We start from the raw sequence: 17,246 nt of genomic DNA, 5'->3' as shown, positions 1-17,246 counted from the left end.
CACAAGAAGACCCAACAGGAGAACCTCCCCATGACCCACGTCTTCAAGACCACTGTCGCCGCCCTGGCGATGCTTGCCGCCGCCCCGGCCGCCTTCGCTACCGACAAGGTGACGATGCAGATCGACGGCGCCGCAGTGCCCTTCTACTCGCCGCTCTACGCCGGTGTCGAAAACGGCTTCTTTGCCGATCAGGACATCGAGGTCGAGTTCATCTATGCCGGTGCGTCCGACATCCTGACCAACATTGCTGCCGGCAACGTGCAGTTCGGCTTCCCCAACGGTGACGCCGTCGTCGCGGCTGCGGCCAACGGCCTGCCCGTCAAGGTCGTGCACACCACCTACCAGCGCGGTATCGGCGCGCTGTTGGCCAAGGAAGCCACCGGCATCTCCACCTATGCAGATCTGAAGGGTAAGACCGTTGCCGTCACCTCGCTGGGGTCGCCCAACTACCTGCAGCTGCAGGTTGGTCTGCAGAAGGCCGGTCTGACCATGGACGACATCAAGCTGGAAGTCGTCTCCACCGGTGCCATCGTGCAGGCGCTGCAAAGCGACCAGGTCGACGCCATCGTCTTCTCGGAACTGCGCAAGTACAATCTGGAAGCCGCCGGTGAAGACGTCACGATGATCCTGTCGAACGACTTCTTGCCCTCCTTCGGCAATGTCGTCGTCACCTCCGACAAGCTTTTGGCCTCGGACCCCGACCTGGTGAAGCGCTTCACCAACGCCGTCACCGCCTCCTACGAGTGGGTGATCGACGGCCACGTGGAAGACGCGTTGGACATCTCCTTCGAGAAGTACACCCCGACCTGGTCCGACCAGAAAGAGCTGCTGACCACTGCGTTCGAGAACTCCTTCGTGGCCTCCGTCTGGCAGAGCGATCTGACCAAGGAAAAGGGCCTGGGCGCGGCGGACTTCGACGCCTGGCAGGCCAACGCGGATACGCTGGCTGAATACGGCGTGATCGACAGCGCGCCCAAGGCCACCGATTTCGTGGTCGATCCCTCGACCATCGGTGAATAAGCCATGCTGAAACGCGGGATTGCAGGCCTTTTTCTCATCCTCGTCCTCTGGGGCGGGGGCGTGTTCCTCTTCGACGTGCCGGAGTACCTCTTGCCGGGGCCCGGAACCGTCTTTGACCGTCTTGGCTTCCTTTATGCCAATGCCGGCCTGCTGGGGCACGTCCAGGTCACGCTGGTCGAGATCTTTTGGGGCTTCGTCTTCGGCCTGCTGGCCGGGGTGGTCTGCGCGGTCATCTTCGCGCGGATCCCCGTGACGGAGCGGCTTGCGACCCCGCTCATCCTGCTTTTGCAGACGGCGCCGAAAATCGCCATTGCACCCCTGCTCCTGCTTTGGCTGGGGCTGGGGCCGGCACCGAAGATCGTGCTGATCGCCATCGTCACCTTCTTCCCGGTGATGACGGGGATGCTGTCGGGCCTGCGCTTCGTGAACAAGTCCTTCCTGGACCTGGCGCAGGTGCTGAAGCTGACCGCCTGGCAGCGCTTCGTGCATATCGAGCTGCCGGCCTCGCTGCCGACGCTCTTTGCCGGCGCCACCGTGGCCACGACCTTGGCCATGACAGCGGCGGTGATCGGTGAGCTCATGGGCTCCAACGAGGGCATGGGTTACCTGCTGTCGATGGGGCAGGAGAACGCGGATACGGCGACGGTGATCGGTATGGTCCTGCTCTTGTCGCTGACTGGCTGGCTTTTCTACGAGGTGGCCGAGTATCTGCGGCGGCGCATGGAGGCACGGTTCTCGGATGTCTGAGGCGCGTCGCGCGTTTATCTGCGTGCTGGATTCCGTCGGCATCGGGGGCGCCCCCGATGCCCATTCCTTTTTCAACGACGGGGTGCCGGATGTCGGCGCCAATACCTTGCTGCACATCGCCCAGGCCTGTGCGGCGGGGCGTTGTGACGACCGGGGCCGCGTGGGCCCGCTGCATCTGCCCAACATGGATTGCCTGGGGTTGGATGCCGCGCTGCGCCTGGCCTCTGGAGAAGGCGCTCCCGAGGCCTCTGCGCCCGGTACTGCGGCCAGCTGGGCCGTGCTGCAATCTGCCTCCGCCGGCAAGGACACCCAGACCGGCCATTGGGAGCTGGCGGGCCACCGGCTGGACCGCGACTGGCACTACTTCCCGCGCCAGGTGCCGGCTTTCCCCGAAGAGGCCATGGCGGCGCTGATCGCTGCCGGCGATCTGCCGGGCACGCTGGCCAATTGCCACGGCTCCGGCTCTGACCTTCTGACGCGCTTCGGGGCCCGGCACATGGAGAGCGGCCAGCCGATCCTCTACACCTCCGCCGACAGCGTGGTGCAGATCGCGGCCCATGAAGATACTTTCGGGCTGGAACGTTTGCTGGCGCTTTGCGAGGTCGCGGCAGAGATCTTCCATCCGATGAACATTGGCCGGATCATCGCGCGCCCCTTCGTCGGCACGCCCGCGACTGGCTTCACCCGCACGGCGAACCGACACGATTATGCCATTGCGCCGGATGGGCCCACGCTTTGCGATCGGGTGCAGGGACTGGGTGGCAAGGTGCATGGGATCGGCAAGATCGGTGACATCTTTGCGGGGCGGGGCATTGATCGCGTCCTGAAGGCGTCTGACGACATGGGGTTGTTCGACCGCCTGCTGGAAACCACGGACCAGGCCGCGCCAGGCGACCTAGTCTTCGCGAATTTCGTCGAGTTCGATAGCCTCTATGGTCACCGCCGTGACCTTTCTGGCTACGCCATGGCGCTGGAGCGCTTCGATGCCCGCCTGCCGGAGCTTCTTTCGCGACTGGCGCCCGACGATGTGCTGCTGCTGACGGCGGATCATGGGAATGATCCATCCTGGGTCGGTACGGATCACACCCGCGAACGGGTGCCTTTATTGGCCCGCGGCGTGAGGTTGGCGCCGGACGTGCGCCCCTTCACCGACCTGGCTGAGATCGTACTGGGCCACCTTCGGGAACGTCAGGTGACCACCCGAGTCCCTTGTGTTGATGGCTCCCGCATAGCAAGTCGCAAATGATTTCGTGTGTCTTTTGGGAAGCGGTCGTTTGTCCGGCCTTCCATTGATGGATCATCGTCGGATGCACCCCGAACCGGCTTGCCAGCTCGGCGGCCGTCTCCTCGTCTTTAAGGGCTTCCAGCGCGACCTTCGCGTTGAACTCAGGCGCGTGCGGCTTCCGTTTCGACATCTCTGATCTTCTTCTCTTCAAAGATCAGCAGACTGCAAATCGTAGCCTATGTCAGTGTCCGAATTTCGGGGGGATAGATCACTCCATTCGCCGCCTCGGTCTTTGCCTCGACTGCCATCTCAATGATGCGCTCGGCGGCATAGGCCAGCATCTCGCGCACGAGATCGCCATCGGCGCGCTGTTCAATCAGGAGCAAGCACCACCGATTCTTTCATCGCGCATCGTCTTCTCCGTATTGGTGTCGAGTGTCGCAACCCGAACCTTTCCCGAAGAACGGCGGTGACCACCAGCGTCACCCGCGGCCGCGCGCTGCGCTACGCCGAAGGCTTCGCGCGTGGCCTCCTACACCAAGCGAAGGGACACTATCCGGTCGCGTCTTCGAACGTATATGTGAGTGAGGTCGCTTCCCGAGGCCCGAACGTATTGGAACGTAGGTCGTAAAGCCTTGAATACTATAGGTGCGCATTCTTGGAAATCTGACCGATAAGTAATTGTAGTTCAAGGAAACCGCGTTGTTCTCCCCGGTGCGCCACTTCCTCCATCCAGCTTTGAAACATTGGGTAAGCCACCCAGGTTGAACCTTGTTTTGGCTGAATTGGATCCTTCCGTTCCAGATACGACCTTCTGAAGGCCCGCGCTCTTGCCGTCGCGCGCGGCCTCGCTTTGCGTTTCGGCTCCGAGAATCGCCATGTGCCGCTCGGGCGCGGCGCTTTTGGGCGAGCGCGGTGCGCGTCATGTGTCTTGGCGCTGCCACCGTTGCCCCCCGGGAAGGGGAGAGGGGCAGGCGGCGGGTTGAAGCGGGCATCGCAGGAGGGCGAGAGGCCCGGGGCGGCAGCCTCGGCCTTTGGCGCTGGGGAACAGTTTGGCGATCCGGGACCGCCCGCGCTCAGGTGTCGATGAACTCCAGGAAGGCCTGGAGGGCGGGCTGGTCTGCATCACGTTTCCAGATCATGCACACGTCGACCTGTGGCGCCGTCCCGGCAAGGTCCAGGTAGTGCACACCCGTGTTGCGGGCGTCGGCCATGGATTTGGGAACCAGGGAGACACCAAGCCCGGCTGCGACCAGACCGATGATGGTCTGCATCTGAATGGCTTCCTGATGGATCTGAAGGGGCCGTCCATGGTCCGCGTAATGCGCCTCGACCGCGTCGTAATAGGCGGGGGCGAAAGGGCGGGGGAAGAAGATCAGCGGGGCGTCGGCGATTGACCGGAAGTCCAGCGTTCCGGATGCGAGGGACGTTGCCGGGGCCCAGCGGTCGGATACGGCGGCCACCAGGGGGTCGTGGCGCAGCGTGCGGGAACAGATCTGGGGATGCAGGGCAGCGGACGGGCGAATGATGATGCCAGCGTCGATCGTCCCGTCCGCCAGAGCGTCGAGTTGCACATCGCTGGTTGCTTCCTGAAGGTCGATCTGGACCTGGGGGAATGCCTGTCGGAACCGGCTGACCAGTCGTGGCAACAGGTCGAAGCTGGCAATGCTCACGAAGGATAGCCGGAGGGTGCCGAGCGCGCCGCGTGCGGCCTGCCGGGCGATGGAGGGCAGCCGGTCGAAGTCCGACACGACCTGGACCGCGTGGTGCCGAAGGATGGTGCCGGTGGTCGTCAGGGCAACGCTCTTGGTCGTGCGGTGGAACAGCTGAACGCCCAGATCCTCTTCCAGCCGTCGGATCGACATGCTGAGCGGTGGCTGCGTCATGTTCAGCCGGTCGGCCGCCCGCCCGAAATGCAATTCATCGGCGACGGTCAGGAAGTGCCGGATCTGGCGCAGGTCCATCTCTGCCCGCATGCCTTTGGTTCTCTGAGTATATTAGTTGGTCGAGTGTAATATATTTTACGGACGTTTGCACAGCACCTACCCTTGCCTGGCGGAGAGAGGGAGGCGCAGCATGTCGGCAGGGGCAACGAAATCGGCGGACAGCAGGGCGGCAGGAGTGATTCTGATGGGGGTTGGCGTCGCCTGCCTGAGCGTGAACGACGCGCTCGCGAAACATCTCGTGGACAGATATTCGCCGCTGCAAATCCTGTTCCTGCGCAACATCATCGCCTTGCCAGCCGCGATACTCCTGACGCTGCTGATTGGTGGGCCGAAGGCGCTGCGCTCGGCCCGGCCGGCGGCGCACCTGCTGCGGGGTGCGCTTTGGATCGGCGCGACGCTGCTGTTCTTCACCAGCTTCCGCTACATGCCACTGGCCGAGGCGACGGCGCTGATCTTCGTAGCCCCCCTCTTCATCACGGCGCTGTCCGCGCTGCTGTTGCACGAACGGGTCGGGCGCAGGCGGTGGGTCGCGGTCCTTGTCGGGTTCCTGGGCGTGCTGGTCATCATCCGCCCCGGACTGGATGCGTTCCAGCCGGTTTCGTTGCTGCCGGTGATGACCGCCTTCGTCTATGCCCTGTTGATGCTCAGCGCAAAGTGGGTCGATCCGCGCGAGAGCGTCTGGACCATGCTGCTTTACCTGACCGGCGCCAGCGCGCTGCTTAGCGCGCTTCTGGTGCCCTTGGTCTGGGTGCCCCTCACGCTAGAGGACCTCTGGAGCTTCGTGGCCATTGCGCTGTTCGGCACGGCGGGCATGACCATGATGACCCAGGCGTTTCGCCTGGCCCCTGCGGCGATTGTCGCGCCGCTAGACTACTCCGGGCTGGTCTGGGCGAGCCTTCTGGGGTGGCTGATCTGGCAAGAGGTGCCGGATGCGATTGCGGCGGCGGGCGCGGTGCTGATCATCGGCAGCGGCCTTTTCATCATCTGGCGGGAAACAGGGCGCAGGCGCACTGGGGACGGTTTCGTTCAGTAGGCTTCAGCGAAATCCCGGAACAGCGAGGGGGCGCCCATCTGTCCGCCCTTCAGAAGGATCGGCAGCGCGTCGAGGCGTTGATCGACATGCAGGCCCCGGCACACGCAGGCGCCCTGGCCGAAGTCCCGGTCGAAGTCGAGCGCCTCGAACCCCAGCTGCGCGACGATCCGGCTGGAGGTATCGCCCCCGGCAAGGCCAAGGGCGCGGGTGGGGTAGGTCGTCATGACCTCCTGGACGAAGCTGGCGCAGACGTCGGCCAGAGAGGCCGGATCGCGGCGATAGTCCGCCTCGGGGATCAGGTGCATCAGAATGTCGCGACCGGGGGGCAGGTCCGCCGCGAGACGGCCCGCGCTGCCGCTCTGGGACAGAAGGGCCGGGGTCAGGGGGACGCGGTGGAACGCCCCGGCCGCCCCGACCTGCGCCGCCGTCACCGAAGAGCGGGAACCGGCGAAGACGAGGACGCCGCCGTCGCGCCGGGCCTGTTGGGGGGCGGGGGTCGTTTGCGGGGCGGGGGTCGTTTGCGGGGCGGGGGTCGTTTGCTGGGCGGGGGTCGTTTGCTGGGCGGGGGCCTCGCCGAGGTCGCCGCCGAGGATCTCGGCCACGGAACTGGCCCCAATCAACAGCTTGCGCCCCGGCAGCAGGTCAAGCGCCGCACGGATCAGCGTCTGGTCCTGCGGGGACATGACGTCGACCAGGGCCGCGCCTTCGGCCAGCTGCGTGGCGGTGCGCGACGGATCGGCAAGGTCGGGGGCCGCAATCCGCAGCGGCAGATCCAGGCCCTGGGCCGCCAGGTGGCGGGCCAGGTCGGCCTCTGTCATCGGGGTGACGGGATGGCGGGCCATCACCGGGTGGCGGTCGATCCGGTGCACCTCCCCGTCCGGCCCCCGGGCGAAGAGGGTGCCAAAGGCGCAGTGCCGCCCGAGGCTCGGCTGGCCGCCGATCACTGCCAGAATGTCGGGCTGGTAAAGGCGCCGCAGTTCGCTGGCGACGGCCCCGATGGAGCCGACACCGGGGGCGCTGTCGAAGGTCGAGCAGACCTTGAGGTGAAGGATCTCCGGCCCCTCGGCCTCGACCATCGGCCAGAGCCGGTGCAGCGTCTCCAGCGCCTGTGCGGGCGGCAGCGAGCGCAGGTCGGTGGCGATCCCCAGCACGTCCAGGTCGGTGCGGGGGGCGCTGTCGCCGGTCACCAGCCGGGCGCGCAGCCCACGCCGGGCATAGGCGGCCAGGCTGTCCGAGGCGCCGGTGAAATCGTCACCGATGAAGACAATGCGCGCCCCCATCAACGCGCCCCGAAGAAGGCGAGCGCCCGCGCCAGTGCCGGGTGATCCTGCGCGGCGGTGGCCAGCTCAAGGCCCTCGGACAGCGCTGCATAGGCCTCGCGCAGCGAGGCAATGCCCGCCGCAGGTCCGTCGGGATGGGCCAGGATGCCGCCGCCGCACATGAACATGAAATCGGGACTTTCCGCCGCCGCCATGGCCGAGGGCAGGGTGCCCGCCCACTGTCCCGAGGAGAAGGCGGGCATGACCCGGTCATCCGCCCCTGCGGTGAGGGGCGCAAGGCAGGCGCGGGCGGCCTCGGTCACCTCTTCGGCGCTGTCGACGAACTTGCCGCCGATACCGTGGACATGCATGTGATCCACCCCTGCCAGCCGGAACAGTGCCTGGTAGGCCGGGAAGGCCATGCCCAGCACCGGATGGCGGCTCATGGCGCCGAAGCCGTTGCGGTGGCCATGGATCGCCAGATCGGTATGGGCGCGCAGCGTCTCCATCCCAGACAACCCGCACCAGTTGAGCGAGGCCATGACGCAGGTGCCGCCATTCTCGGCCACCAGATCGGCGTGGCGGCGCATGGCGTCCACCTCGTCGGTGATGTTGAAGGCCATCATGACCCGGCGGCCAGAGGCGTCCTCGGCCCGCTTGATCGCGTCCATCACCAGCGGCACCCGGGCCGACAGGGGCGCGATGTCGGGATTGGCGCAGACCTCGTCATCCTTGATGAAATCGACACCGGCGGCGCAGAGGTCGGCCACGAGGGAGGCGATCGCCTCAGGCGTCATGCCAACGTTGGGCTTGATGATCGTGCCGAAGACGGGCCGCCCGGTGACGCCGAGGCTGGCGCGCGTGCCCGCGATGCCCTGCGCGGGCATGGGGTAGCGCGCCCGGTAGGCGGCGGGCAGGGTCACGTTCATCAGCTTCAGCCCGGTGATCTCTCCGATATCGTAGAGATTGCCCGAAACCGTGGCCGCCAGTGTCGGCAGGTTGCGCCCGATGTTGCCGGTCGGGAAGGCGATGCGCACATGGGCGCGACGCACCGGACCGGGGGCGCCCTTGCGGTCGAGGTAGGCCGAGGCCAGCGTGGGCGCGGGGACCTCTCCGAGGTCCTCGACGCTCAGCACCTCGGCGGCAGAGCGGGCGCGCAGCTCGTCCGTTTCGCCCGCGACGCGCACGAAGGTGCCCGAAGATTGCTCTCCGGCCATCATCGCGGCCACGTCCGTCAGGGGGAAGGGCGTTTCCAGCAGGTAGTCGGCGGTAATGCGGTCCATGGATCAGATCGCCGAAAGGTCCGGGAAGGGGCGCACCGGGTCGGAGCCGTCCCAACCCTGCGAGGCCTCGCGGATCAGGTCGAACATGCGGCCCTTGGGGCCCAGCACCTCGGACAGCTCGATGCAGGTGCCCGGGTGATGTTCCTCGGCGAAATAGACGAAGCGGCCGTTCTTGCCGACGCAGCCCGACATCTTCACGGTGAACCCCTTGTCCAGCATCATCGCCAGATCCTTGTCGAACTCGGTCGTCCAGAAGGCCACGTGCTGCAATCCACGCAGGCCCTTTTGCATGAAATCGCGATACATCGAGGGCACGTCGTTGCGGGTCTGGATCAGCTCGACCTGCATGTCGCCGGAATTGGCCAGCGCGACCGAGTTATGCGGCTGATAGCTTTCGCCATCATAGGTGTAATCCTCGATCGGCACCTGCGGGTTATAGTACCAAGGGCCGACGCCCATGACCTGCGCCCAGTGTTTCATGCCGGCTTCGATATCGTCGACGACGATGCCCAGCTGTCGGATGGGGCCAAGAAGAGTGCTCATCGGGAACCTCAGTTCATCAGTTTTTCGGGAAGCCAGGTGGACAGCGCCGGGACGGCAGAGACCACGAGGAGGGAGAGAAGCAGCGGGAGGAAGAAGGGCATCACGCCCGCGATCACCCGGTTCACCGGCATCTTGGTGATGATGGTGATCATGTAGAGGCTCATGCCCACGGGGGGCGTCAGCAGGCCGATCATCAGGTTCAGCACGAAGACGATGCCCAGTTGCAGCGGGTCCACCCCGGCCATGGTCAGCGCAGGCGCGATGATCGGTGCGATGATCAGGATGGCGGCGATGCTTTCCAGCACCATGCCGACCACCAGCAGGAAGACGTTGACCATCAGGAGCAGCACCAGCGGGTTTTCCGACAGGCCAAGCAGCAGGCCTGAGGCCTTCATCGGCACCTGGTCCAGGGTCAGCACCCAGGCGAACAGCGCCGCCGTGGCCACGACGAAGAGGATGTTGGCCGTGGCCTCGACCGTGTCGCGCAGCGCCCGGAACAGGTTGCGGACCGTCAGCGTCCGGTAGATCGCCACGCCGATGAAGATCGCATAGGCGACGGTGACGCCCGCGACCTCGGTCGGCCCGAAGAAGCCGCTCATCAGCCCGCCGATCAGGAAAACTGGGGCCAGGAGGGCCGGGAAGGAGATCGCGGCCTTGCGGGCGATGGCCTTGGGCTCGGCGCGGATGTCGTCGCGGGGCAGTTTCTTCACCCGGGCGACGATGGCCACCTGAACCATCAGCAGCACGGTCAGCAGCAGCGCCGGGATGATGCCCGCCAGCAGCAGTTTCACCGCCGAGACATTGGCGACCGAGGCATAGATGATGATCGGGATCGACGGCGGGAAGATCGGGCCGATGGTGGCGGCGGCCACGGTCAGACCGGCGGCGAATTCCTCCTTGTAGCCCTGCTTCTTCATCTGGTCGATCTGGATCGCGCCCAGGGCGCCGATGTCGGCCAGCGCCGCGCCCGAGACGCCCGAGAAGATCAGCGAGACCAGGATGCTGACCTGTGCCACGGCGCCGCGGATGCGGCCCAGCACCATGCGCACCAGGTCGAAAAGGTGCGTCGTCACGCCGGTCAGGTTCAGCAGGTTGGCGGCGAAGATGAACAGCGGCACCGCCAGCAACGGCGAGCTGTCCAGCGCGTTCAGGCTGCGTTGCGCCAGCACCGACAGGGGCAGGCCCTGCCAGTAGATCACCACCGCCGAGGACAGGCCGAGACAGATCGCAATGGGCGCGCCAAGCGCCAGCAGCGCCAGGAAGAGAAGGACCAGGAGAAGGCTCATGTGGGCAGTCCGGAATCGTCGCGGGGGTCATGGTAGGGGGCGGTGGCCGGGCGGCCCGTCAGGGCGGCGATCACCCGGTCGAGGGCGACGGCAGCGAGCACCGCATGGCCGACCAGCGCCAGAGAGTAGTAGACCCAGTTCGGCACCTGCATGGCGGGGGTCAGGAACTTGCCCGCGCGGGGCAGGAATTCGGCGAAGCTTTGCAGCAGCAGGGCCGCGAAAAGCAGCGTGGCGATGTCGCAGGCGAAGGCCATCCAGGCCCGGACCTTCGGCGGGCAGGCATCGGGCAGCATGGTCACGGAAACCAGCACCTGACGGCCCGCCAGGCAGGGCACACCCAGGAAGACCAGGCCGATGGTGCTGAAACGGGCCAGCTCATCCGCCCAGGGCAGGCCGAGATCAAGGAAGTTCCGGGCCGCCACCTGTAGCACGACAAGGCTGGCCATCAGCGCCAGCAGGACCACGCCGCAGAGAAGGCCCAGACGGGTGAGCCGCGCGAGCACCGCGCGGCCCCTTTCGTGAAGCGTCATCAGGAAACCGCCGCGATCTTCTCGTAGAGCGCGCCGTACTGCTGGCCGAAGCGTTCATCCACCAGGCTGCTGACCGAGGCGCGGAAGGCGGCCAGATCCAGCCCGTCCTCTTCGCCGATCACGGTCATGCCCAGGTCGCGCAGCTGCTGGGTTTCGTTCTCTTCGTTGTCGAGGATGGCCTTGGTGGCCTTCTGACGGGTCTGTTCGGCGGCCTCGCGCACGGCGTCCTGTTCCGCGCCGGACATGCCCTGCCAGGTGTCCTCGTTCATCACGACAACCTCGGCGTTGGACATGTGGCCGGTCAGCATGAGGTGGCTTTGCACCTCGTAGAGCTTGACGTTCAGCACCACGTTGACCGGGTTTTCCTGCCCCTGCACGACGCCGGTGGCCAGGGCGGTGGGCACCTCGGACCAGTCGACGGGCACGGCAACGGCGCCCATCCCCTCTACCGCGGTGGTGTAGATCGGGAAGGGCACGGCGCGGATCTTGGTCCCGGCCAGGTCGGCGGGCGACATCACCGCCTTGTTGCAGGTCAGGTTGCGGCGGCCGAAGTAGTGGGCGTAGATCACCCGCACGTTGGCGGCGGCGATCAGGCCCTCGTTCAGCTCTTGCATCACCGGGCTTTCGACGTCCGTCACCGCCATCAGGTGATCCACGTCCCGGTAAAGGTACGGCGTGTCCAGCGCCGCGAAGGGCTGGTAGAGCGAGCCGAGCGCCCCGGCGGTGTTATGCGAAAAGGCGATGGTGCCCAGCGAGACGGCCTCGGCCAGTTCCTGCAACTTGCCCAGCTGGCTGTTGGGGAAGACCTGCACCTCGATATCGCCGCCCGAGGTCTGGCCAAGCGCCTCGGCGAACCAGTCGGCCTGGGCGCCCGCGACCGAGGCCACTTCGTTGTTGTGACCATAGCGCAGCTTGGTCGCCGCCCGTGCAGGGCCTGCGATCCAGGGGGCGGCCAGGGCCGCGCCCCCCAGGGCAAGCATGGACCGGCGGTGCAGTTTGGCTGAAGTTTTCATGTCTCTCTCCTCCCAGAGTATCTGACGTGTTTTGATGTCCCCCCGTGGGAAGCCCCCGCGACACGCACAAGTATCCGTGGGCTTTGACACATGGTATGGAAAGGCGGAAAGCTAGGTCCAGTGATTTGAATTGATGGATTTTGAGGGATACGCATGACGGGTGAGGACAGCCGGCCACTTTTGGTGGATATCGCCGCCCGCGCGGGTGTTTCGCTGGCGACGGTCGATCGGGTCATGAACCGGCGCAAGGGCGTGGCGGAACGGACCCGGCGCCGGGTCCTGGAGGCGGCGCAGGCGGTCGGCTATCTGGGCGATGACGAGCTGGCCACGATCGGGGCCGCCCGCCCCATGAATGTCACCGTCCTGCTGCCTGCCGGGATGAACCCCTATCTGCGACTGCTCGGCGACCGGGTACGGGAACGCGTCGATCGCTCCGGGGCCAACGACCCCTTCTTGCGGTGCTATTTCATCGACAGCTTCGACGCGGGCGCCCTGGCAGAGGCGCTGCGCCGCAGTGCGGACTGGGCCGATGGGATCGCCTTCTTCGCCATCGAACACCCCGAGGTCCGCGCCGCCGCCGCCGAGGTCGCGGCCGGGGGCACGAAGCTGGTCACCATCGTCTCGAACCTGGGCGAACGGGCAGGGGTGGCGCATGTGGGGCTCGACAATCATGCCGTCGGGCGCACGGCTGGGCTGCTGGTCGGGCGGTTCGCCGGGCGGCGCGAGGGTACGGTGGCGCTGGTCGCGGGCAGCCGCAACTACCGCGCGCACAGTGATCGCGAGGCGGGGTTTCTCAGCGAGCTGGAGGAGATGTTTCCCCGCCTGCGGCTGGTCGGCCTGCGAGAGGGGCACGACGATGCGGCGCAGAACTACCGACATGCCCTGGCCCTGCTGGAACAGGAACCGGATCTGCTGGGGATCTACAATGTCGGCGGCTCGTCGGGGGGCATCACCCGCGCCCTGCGCGAGCTGGACCGCGGCGACGTGGTCTTTGTCGGCCACGGGCTGACGCCGGACACGCGCCGGGCGCTGCTGGACGGCACGATGGATGCGGTGTTCGATCAGGACCCGGACGATCTGATCGACCGGGCCATCCGCTCTCTGTCTCAGCCGGAAACCCCCGCCAAGCCTCTGAAACTGGAGATCTACTTCAGGGAAAATCTGCCGTAGGCGTCGGGGCGCGTGTTTTGCTCTGCTTGGGTGCTCGGCTGCCTTCGGTGGCAAGTCCGGGGGCGCCGACCTGCGGCGCCCCTTTGCCGTGCCCCTGTCAGAACCGCGTGTCGAGCGAGATCGTGAAGGTCCGCCCCGGTGCGCCGTAGTTCGGGTTGCCCAGCACATCCGCATAGGCCAGGTCGGTCACGTTCTCGACGCCGAAGTTGACCATGGCGCTGTCGGACAGGGCATAGCTGCCGAAAAGGTCATAGACCGTGAAGCCCGAGACGTCGGACTGATAGCCCGCCGAGCCGCCATAGACCGAATCCGAGGCCCAGGTCGCCCGGGTGCCCAGCGTCAGGCGGTCGTCCAGCAGCCGCACACCGGCCTCCAGCGTCGCCTTCTGCTCGGGCGGCATGTAGACGAAGAGGCCACCTTCGACGTCGTAGGTGAACTCCATCCCCGCGATAACCTGGGTCAGCGTGTAGGAGGTGTCGATGTCGGCATCCATCCAGGAATAGGTGCCCCCGATGAAGAAGCGTCCGCTGTCATAGGCCGCTTCCAGCTCGACCCCGTCGAAGGTGCTGGTGCCGTTCGAGTTCATGTTCGTGTAGCGGAAGTCGCTGTTGTACCAGAGCGAGACGTAATCCTCGACCTCGCGGCTGAAAACGACGGCCTTCAGGCGCAGGCTGTCGCCGGGCAGCAGGGCATCATCGCGGCTGTAGTTGGCGCCGATCTCCCAGGTGCGGGAGGTTTCGGGGCGCAGGGCCGGGTTGGGAATGTAGAACTGTCCGCCGCTGCCGATATGGGTGCCGCTGGTCGCGACCTCCATGATCGCGGGCGGGCGGTAGCCCTCGCTGTAGGACAGCCACAGGTCAAGGTTCGGGCCGGGCTCGAAGGTCAGCCGGGCCGAGGGCAGCCAGCGGGCGCCCGAGCTTTCGACCTGCTCCTCAAAGTAGTCCTGCGTGTCCTCGTCGTAGATCAGCGCGGTGCCCGACAGATCGTAGCTGTCGCGCCGCAGACCCAGTTGCAGGCCGAACCGGTCGGACAGCTGGTAGTCGGCCATGGCAAAGGCGCTGGCGACGTCACGGGTGCCCTCGGGCATGGCGCCCGCGTACCAGGCGCCTTGCGGATCGTCCGTCGGGTCCGATCCGGTCGAGCGGGTCTCGGTATTGTCCTGGAAGGCCTCGATCCCGTAGCGCAGCGACAGCGGCCGCCCGCCCAGCACCAGGGCGCTGGTGTTGTCGACAGAGGCACCGTAGCTCATCATCTCGTAGCTGACGTCGAAGGCGCCGTAGTAGGTGCGCGGCGGGCGGTACTGGTCGACGCGGGTGCGGTTCGCCCAGAGATCCGCGTTCAGGTTCAGCAGGGGCGAGGCGGGGTCATAGCTGTAGCCCGCGCGCAGGGTGTGGTTGGTGGTCTCGTTGGTGTCGATGTACTGGCCGGTGCCGGTGCTGTAGTCCCCCGAGAAGCCCAGCCAGCTGAGGGTGAGCGTCTGGTCGTCATCCGGCGTCAGCTCGATCTTGGCCAGGCCCGACAGGGTTTCGGAACTGGTGTAATCGGCCGGTTCGCTGACCGGACCGAAGTAGCCGTCGATATCGCCGTCATGGCCGATGTCATAGTCGCCCAGCTTGCGGCGGCTGATCCCGGCGGTCACCGCGATCTGGTCGGACAGGCGCCGGGCCCAGAAGGCGGAACCTGCGAAATCATAGCCGTTGCTGCCGGTCGAGGCGATGACCTGGCCGCCCTGGGTCTCGCCCTCCGCGATCAGATCCTCTGCGCCGAGGGTGCGAAAATCGACCTGACCGCCCAGCGAGGCGGCGCCACCGGGGCCCGCGGTGACGGTCTTGTCCACATGGGCGGCGCGGAACATCGAGGGGTCGAGGTAGACATAGCCGGTGGACCCGTGGCCCGACAGCTGGAAGTTCTGCCGCACGCCGTCGATCGAGGTCGCGATCCGCGATTGGTCCTGAAGGCCGCGCAGGTTGATGTTCACGCCCGGATCCTGGGGGTTGTCGGCGGTATAGACCCCGGCCACGTCGTCCAGCAGGTCGTTGGCATGGCGCACCCGGGCCGAGGTCATGGTGTCGCGGGTCACCTCGCTGACGCTGGCGGCGGTTTCATACAGGCTGTCAGAGGCCCCCTGGAAGCCGCGCCCGCCAGATCCCCCCTGCGGCAGGGTCACCTGGATCGGCGGCAGCAGCATCCCCGCCTCGGCGCTGTCGCCCGGCAGACCCGCCTGCGGATCGACGATGGCCAGCACCCTGTCGCCCGTGGCCCGGTATCCCAGCCCGCTGGGGGCCAGCAGGCGGGTCAGGGCGGCCTGCGGGGTCATTTGCCCCTCGACCCGGGCGCTGCGCTGGCCGCGCACCAGGCGCTGTTCGGCAAAGACCTGAAGGCCCGTGCGCTCGGAGAACTCCAGCAGGGCGGCGGCCAGGGGTTGCGCCGGGATGGCGAAGGTCTGTGCCGCCTCGGCCTGGGCAAGGGCAGGGGCCGCGCTGCCCAGGTAGCCGCCCCCGAGGGACAGCATCGCGCAAAGCGCCAGCTGTGACACCCGCGTGCCTGCGCGCCGGTGAAGGATGATGTGATCGTCGGTCATGGGTCGTCCCGTTCCTGCCCGCGTCCTGGGGCGTTGAGTTTCGGGCCCTGTGGCCCTTACCCTCTTCGACACCCGGGGCGGGGCAGGTCATTAAGGCCGCCAAGAATTTTTTTCGCCGCCTCAGGCCCGCACCAGGGTCAGGCCGCCCGGCAGCGGGATCAGGGAAAGCCCCAGGCTGTCGGCCACGCTGGCCAGCGCGGCGTCGGGGGTGGCGGCATCGAAGGCGGCGGTGACCGGGATCTGCCGGGTCTGCGCGTCGAGACACAGCAGCCGCCCGCCGCGATAGCGATCCAGCGCGGCGAAGACCTCGGCCAGGGGCGCGTCGCGGAAGATCAGGCGCCCCTTTCGCCAGGCGCCGATGGTCGCGGCGGGCAGGGGGCGCGGCGGGCTCATCGCGCCATCGCGCAGCGAGCTGTGCCAGCCCGCCGCCAGCCGTTCTGCCCCTCCGCCGCCGCCTGGATGCAGCGTGACCGCGTCCCGGGCGACGGCCAATGTGGCGCGGTCGGGCCAAAGCGCCAGGTCGAAGGCCCCGCTGGCGCAGTTCAGCGTCGCCCCGGCGAAGGCCAGCCGCAGCGGCGGCGCCCCGGGTGGCCCGGCGCGGTCGATGAAGGCGCCGCCCCGGTGCAGGATCAACGGGGCGCCCTTGTCCGGCGTCTCGAGGGTCGAGCGTGCGCCCAGGGTGATCCGGGTGCCATCCGCCAGGGCCAGGTTGCGGATCTCTCCGGGCGCGGTCTCGATCCGCGCGCCACGGGCCAGCAGGGTCCAGCCGCCGAGGCCCGCAATCGCCAATGCGCCCGTGCCGCGCAGAAGGTCGCGCCGGGACAGGGCCCGGTCGCGGCGTCGCATCGCCTGCACCTCGGCCCGGGCCGGTTCGAAACTGTCCCACAGCCGGGTCGCCTCCTCCCAGGCGGCGCGGTGCGCGGCCTCCTCGGCCAGCCAGTGCTCGAAGGCCCGTTGCTCGGCCTGGTCGAGCTGGGTATCGCGCAGCCGGACCAGCCATTCCAGCGCCTGGCGCAGCAGCTGGTCATCGGCGTCGCTGTCAGGGGCTGGCGCGCGTGTCGTCACAGCTGGCGCCTCAGGTCGGCCAGGGCGTTGACGATCTGCACCATCACGGTGTTGCGCGAGATCCCCAGCCTTGCGGCGATCTGGTCATAGGTCAGATCCTCGAACCTGTGCAGCACGAAGATCTCGCGCCGCCGTGGCGGCAGGGTAAGGATCGCGCGCAGCACCTGCTCCAGGGACTGGCGGGCGATGATCCGGTCATCCACCGCCGGGCCGCTGTCGGCCATGGCGGCCAGCACGCTGTCCTCTACCGCGATCTCGCCCCCCATGCGCAGGTGCCGCAGGTGGTTGAGCGCAAGGTTGCGCAGGACGCGGGTCACATAGGCCTCTTCCACCGTGATCCGGTCGGCCGTGCGGCGGGACAGAAGGCGCAGGAAGGCCTCTTGCACCAGATCTTCGGAGGTGGCGGCATTGCCGGTCAGCCGTTGGGCAAAGCGCTGCAACCGCGCGCGTTCGCTTTGGTAAAGGGTGCTGACAGCCGAGGAGGAAAGAGCCATGCGCGGAACCGGATCTGGGGATTGGGTTCGCTGCAAATGGCGTAGCTGGGG

15 protein-coding genes and 2 pseudogenes are annotated in these 17,246 nt (G+C 67.0%); 5 read left to right on the top strand and 12 right to left on the bottom strand.

Annotated features, from left to right (window positions below):
• Nucleotides 1-30 precede the first annotated feature (30 nt).
• From ACRARE_RS02735 to ACRARE_RS02725, 3 genes are read left to right on the top strand one after another with little or no spacing between them, the layout of a single operon-like run.
• Entirely contained in the window at nucleotides 31-1,020 is a 990-nt protein-coding gene (locus ACRARE_RS02735; protein ID WP_432654875.1) for an ABC transporter substrate-binding protein, read from the top strand.
• A gap of 60 nt (nucleotides 1,021-1,080) precedes the next feature.
• A complete protein-coding gene (locus tag ACRARE_RS02730; RefSeq protein WP_432654874.1) occupies nucleotides 1,081-1,767 on the top strand; it encodes an ABC transporter permease in 687 nt (228 codons plus the stop codon).
• A complete protein-coding gene (locus ACRARE_RS02725; protein WP_432654873.1) occupies nucleotides 1,760-3,013 on the top strand; it encodes a phosphopentomutase in 1,254 nt (417 codons plus the stop codon). The genes ACRARE_RS02730 and ACRARE_RS02725 overlap by 8 nt, the downstream gene beginning before the upstream one ends.
• A gap of 37 nt (nucleotides 3,014-3,050) precedes the next feature.
• Here the strand turns inward: ACRARE_RS02725 and ACRARE_RS02720 are convergent.
• From ACRARE_RS02720 to ACRARE_RS02710, 3 genes and pseudogenes are all read right to left on the bottom strand, one after another.
• A pseudogene (locus ACRARE_RS02720) lies at nucleotides 3,051-3,182 on the bottom strand (transposase); the annotation flags it as partial.
• 70 nt (nucleotides 3,183-3,252) lie between these two features.
• Nucleotides 3,253-3,378: pseudogene (locus tag ACRARE_RS02715) on the bottom strand (IS256 family transposase); the annotation flags it as partial.
• Nucleotides 3,379-4,068: 690 nt separating this feature from the next.
• On the bottom strand, nucleotides 4,069-4,968 hold the full coding sequence (locus ACRARE_RS02710; protein WP_432654872.1) for a LysR family transcriptional regulator: 900 nt from the start codon (nucleotides 4,966-4,968) through the stop codon (nucleotides 4,069-4,071).
• A 154-nt stretch (nucleotides 4,969-5,122) separates the two neighbouring features.
• On the opposite strand from ACRARE_RS02710, the gene ACRARE_RS02705 reads away from it, so the two are divergent.
• Nucleotides 5,123-5,971, top strand: a complete 849-nt coding sequence (locus ACRARE_RS02705; protein WP_432654871.1) for a DMT family transporter — start codon at nucleotides 5,123-5,125, stop codon at nucleotides 5,969-5,971.
• Here ACRARE_RS02705 and ACRARE_RS02700 read toward each other — a convergent pair.
• Genes ACRARE_RS02700 through ACRARE_RS02675 form a run of 6 tightly spaced genes read right to left on the bottom strand, consistent with a single transcriptional unit; the run spans nucleotide 5,965 to nucleotide 11,885 of the window.
• The gene (locus ACRARE_RS02700; RefSeq protein ID WP_432654870.1) at nucleotides 5,965-7,251 is read right to left on the bottom strand and encodes a four-carbon acid sugar kinase family protein; all 1,287 of its coding nucleotides are present in this window, start codon (nucleotides 7,249-7,251) and stop codon (nucleotides 5,965-5,967) included. The genes ACRARE_RS02705 and ACRARE_RS02700 overlap by 7 nt on opposite strands.
• On the bottom strand, nucleotides 7,251-8,513 hold the full coding sequence (locus tag ACRARE_RS02695) for a ribulose-bisphosphate carboxylase large subunit family protein (protein WP_432654869.1): 1,263 nt from the start codon (nucleotides 8,511-8,513) through the stop codon (nucleotides 7,251-7,253). Before ACRARE_RS02695 ends, ACRARE_RS02700 begins: the two co-directional genes overlap by 1 nt.
• Nucleotides 8,514-8,516: 3 nt before the next feature.
• The gene (locus ACRARE_RS02690) at nucleotides 8,517-9,056 is read right to left on the bottom strand and encodes a VOC family protein (protein ID WP_432654868.1); all 540 of its coding nucleotides are present in this window, start codon (nucleotides 9,054-9,056) and stop codon (nucleotides 8,517-8,519) included.
• Between the two features lie 8 nt (nucleotides 9,057-9,064).
• The gene (locus ACRARE_RS02685; RefSeq protein WP_432654867.1) at nucleotides 9,065-10,342 is read right to left on the bottom strand and encodes a TRAP transporter large permease; all 1,278 of its coding nucleotides are present in this window, start codon (nucleotides 10,340-10,342) and stop codon (nucleotides 9,065-9,067) included.
• Complete coding sequence (locus ACRARE_RS02680) at nucleotides 10,339-10,845, bottom strand: TRAP transporter small permease (RefSeq protein ID WP_432654866.1); 507 nt, start codon at nucleotides 10,843-10,845, stop codon at nucleotides 10,339-10,341. The genes ACRARE_RS02685 and ACRARE_RS02680 overlap by 4 nt, the downstream gene beginning before the upstream one ends.
• A gap of 26 nt (nucleotides 10,846-10,871) precedes the next feature.
• Nucleotides 10,872-11,885, bottom strand: coding sequence for a TRAP transporter substrate-binding protein (locus tag ACRARE_RS02675; RefSeq protein ID WP_432654865.1), 1,014 nt, complete (start codon nucleotides 11,883-11,885; stop codon nucleotides 10,872-10,874).
• A gap of 153 nt (nucleotides 11,886-12,038) precedes the next feature.
• Between ACRARE_RS02675 and ACRARE_RS02670 the strand changes: the two genes are divergently transcribed.
• Nucleotides 12,039-13,055 carry a LacI family DNA-binding transcriptional regulator gene (locus tag ACRARE_RS02670; RefSeq protein WP_432654864.1) on the top strand — a complete coding sequence of 339 codons (1,017 nt, stop codon included), beginning with the start codon at nucleotides 12,039-12,041 and terminating at the stop codon, nucleotides 13,053-13,055.
• Between the two features lie 97 nt (nucleotides 13,056-13,152).
• Here the strand turns inward: ACRARE_RS02670 and ACRARE_RS02665 are convergent, their stop codons facing one another.
• From ACRARE_RS02665 to ACRARE_RS02655, 3 genes are all read right to left on the bottom strand, one after another.
• Nucleotides 13,153-15,636, bottom strand: a complete 2,484-nt coding sequence (locus tag ACRARE_RS02665) for a TonB-dependent receptor (RefSeq protein WP_432654863.1) — start codon at nucleotides 15,634-15,636, stop codon at nucleotides 13,153-13,155.
• 120 nt (nucleotides 15,637-15,756) lie between these two features.
• Complete coding sequence (locus ACRARE_RS02660; RefSeq protein ID WP_432654862.1) at nucleotides 15,757-16,701, bottom strand: FecR family protein; 945 nt, start codon at nucleotides 16,699-16,701, stop codon at nucleotides 15,757-15,759.
• Complete coding sequence (locus tag ACRARE_RS02655) at nucleotides 16,698-17,195, bottom strand: RNA polymerase sigma factor (protein WP_432654861.1); 498 nt, start codon at nucleotides 17,193-17,195, stop codon at nucleotides 16,698-16,700. The genes ACRARE_RS02660 and ACRARE_RS02655 overlap by 4 nt, the downstream gene beginning before the upstream one ends.
• Between the last annotated feature and the right edge of the window lie 51 nt (nucleotides 17,196-17,246).

The organism is Pseudooceanicola aquaeponti (genome assembly GCF_050897975.1).
GTDB lineage: Bacteria > Pseudomonadota > Alphaproteobacteria > Rhodobacterales > Rhodobacteraceae > Pseudooceanicola.
This window is presented reverse-complemented; position numbering and strand designations above follow the sequence as displayed.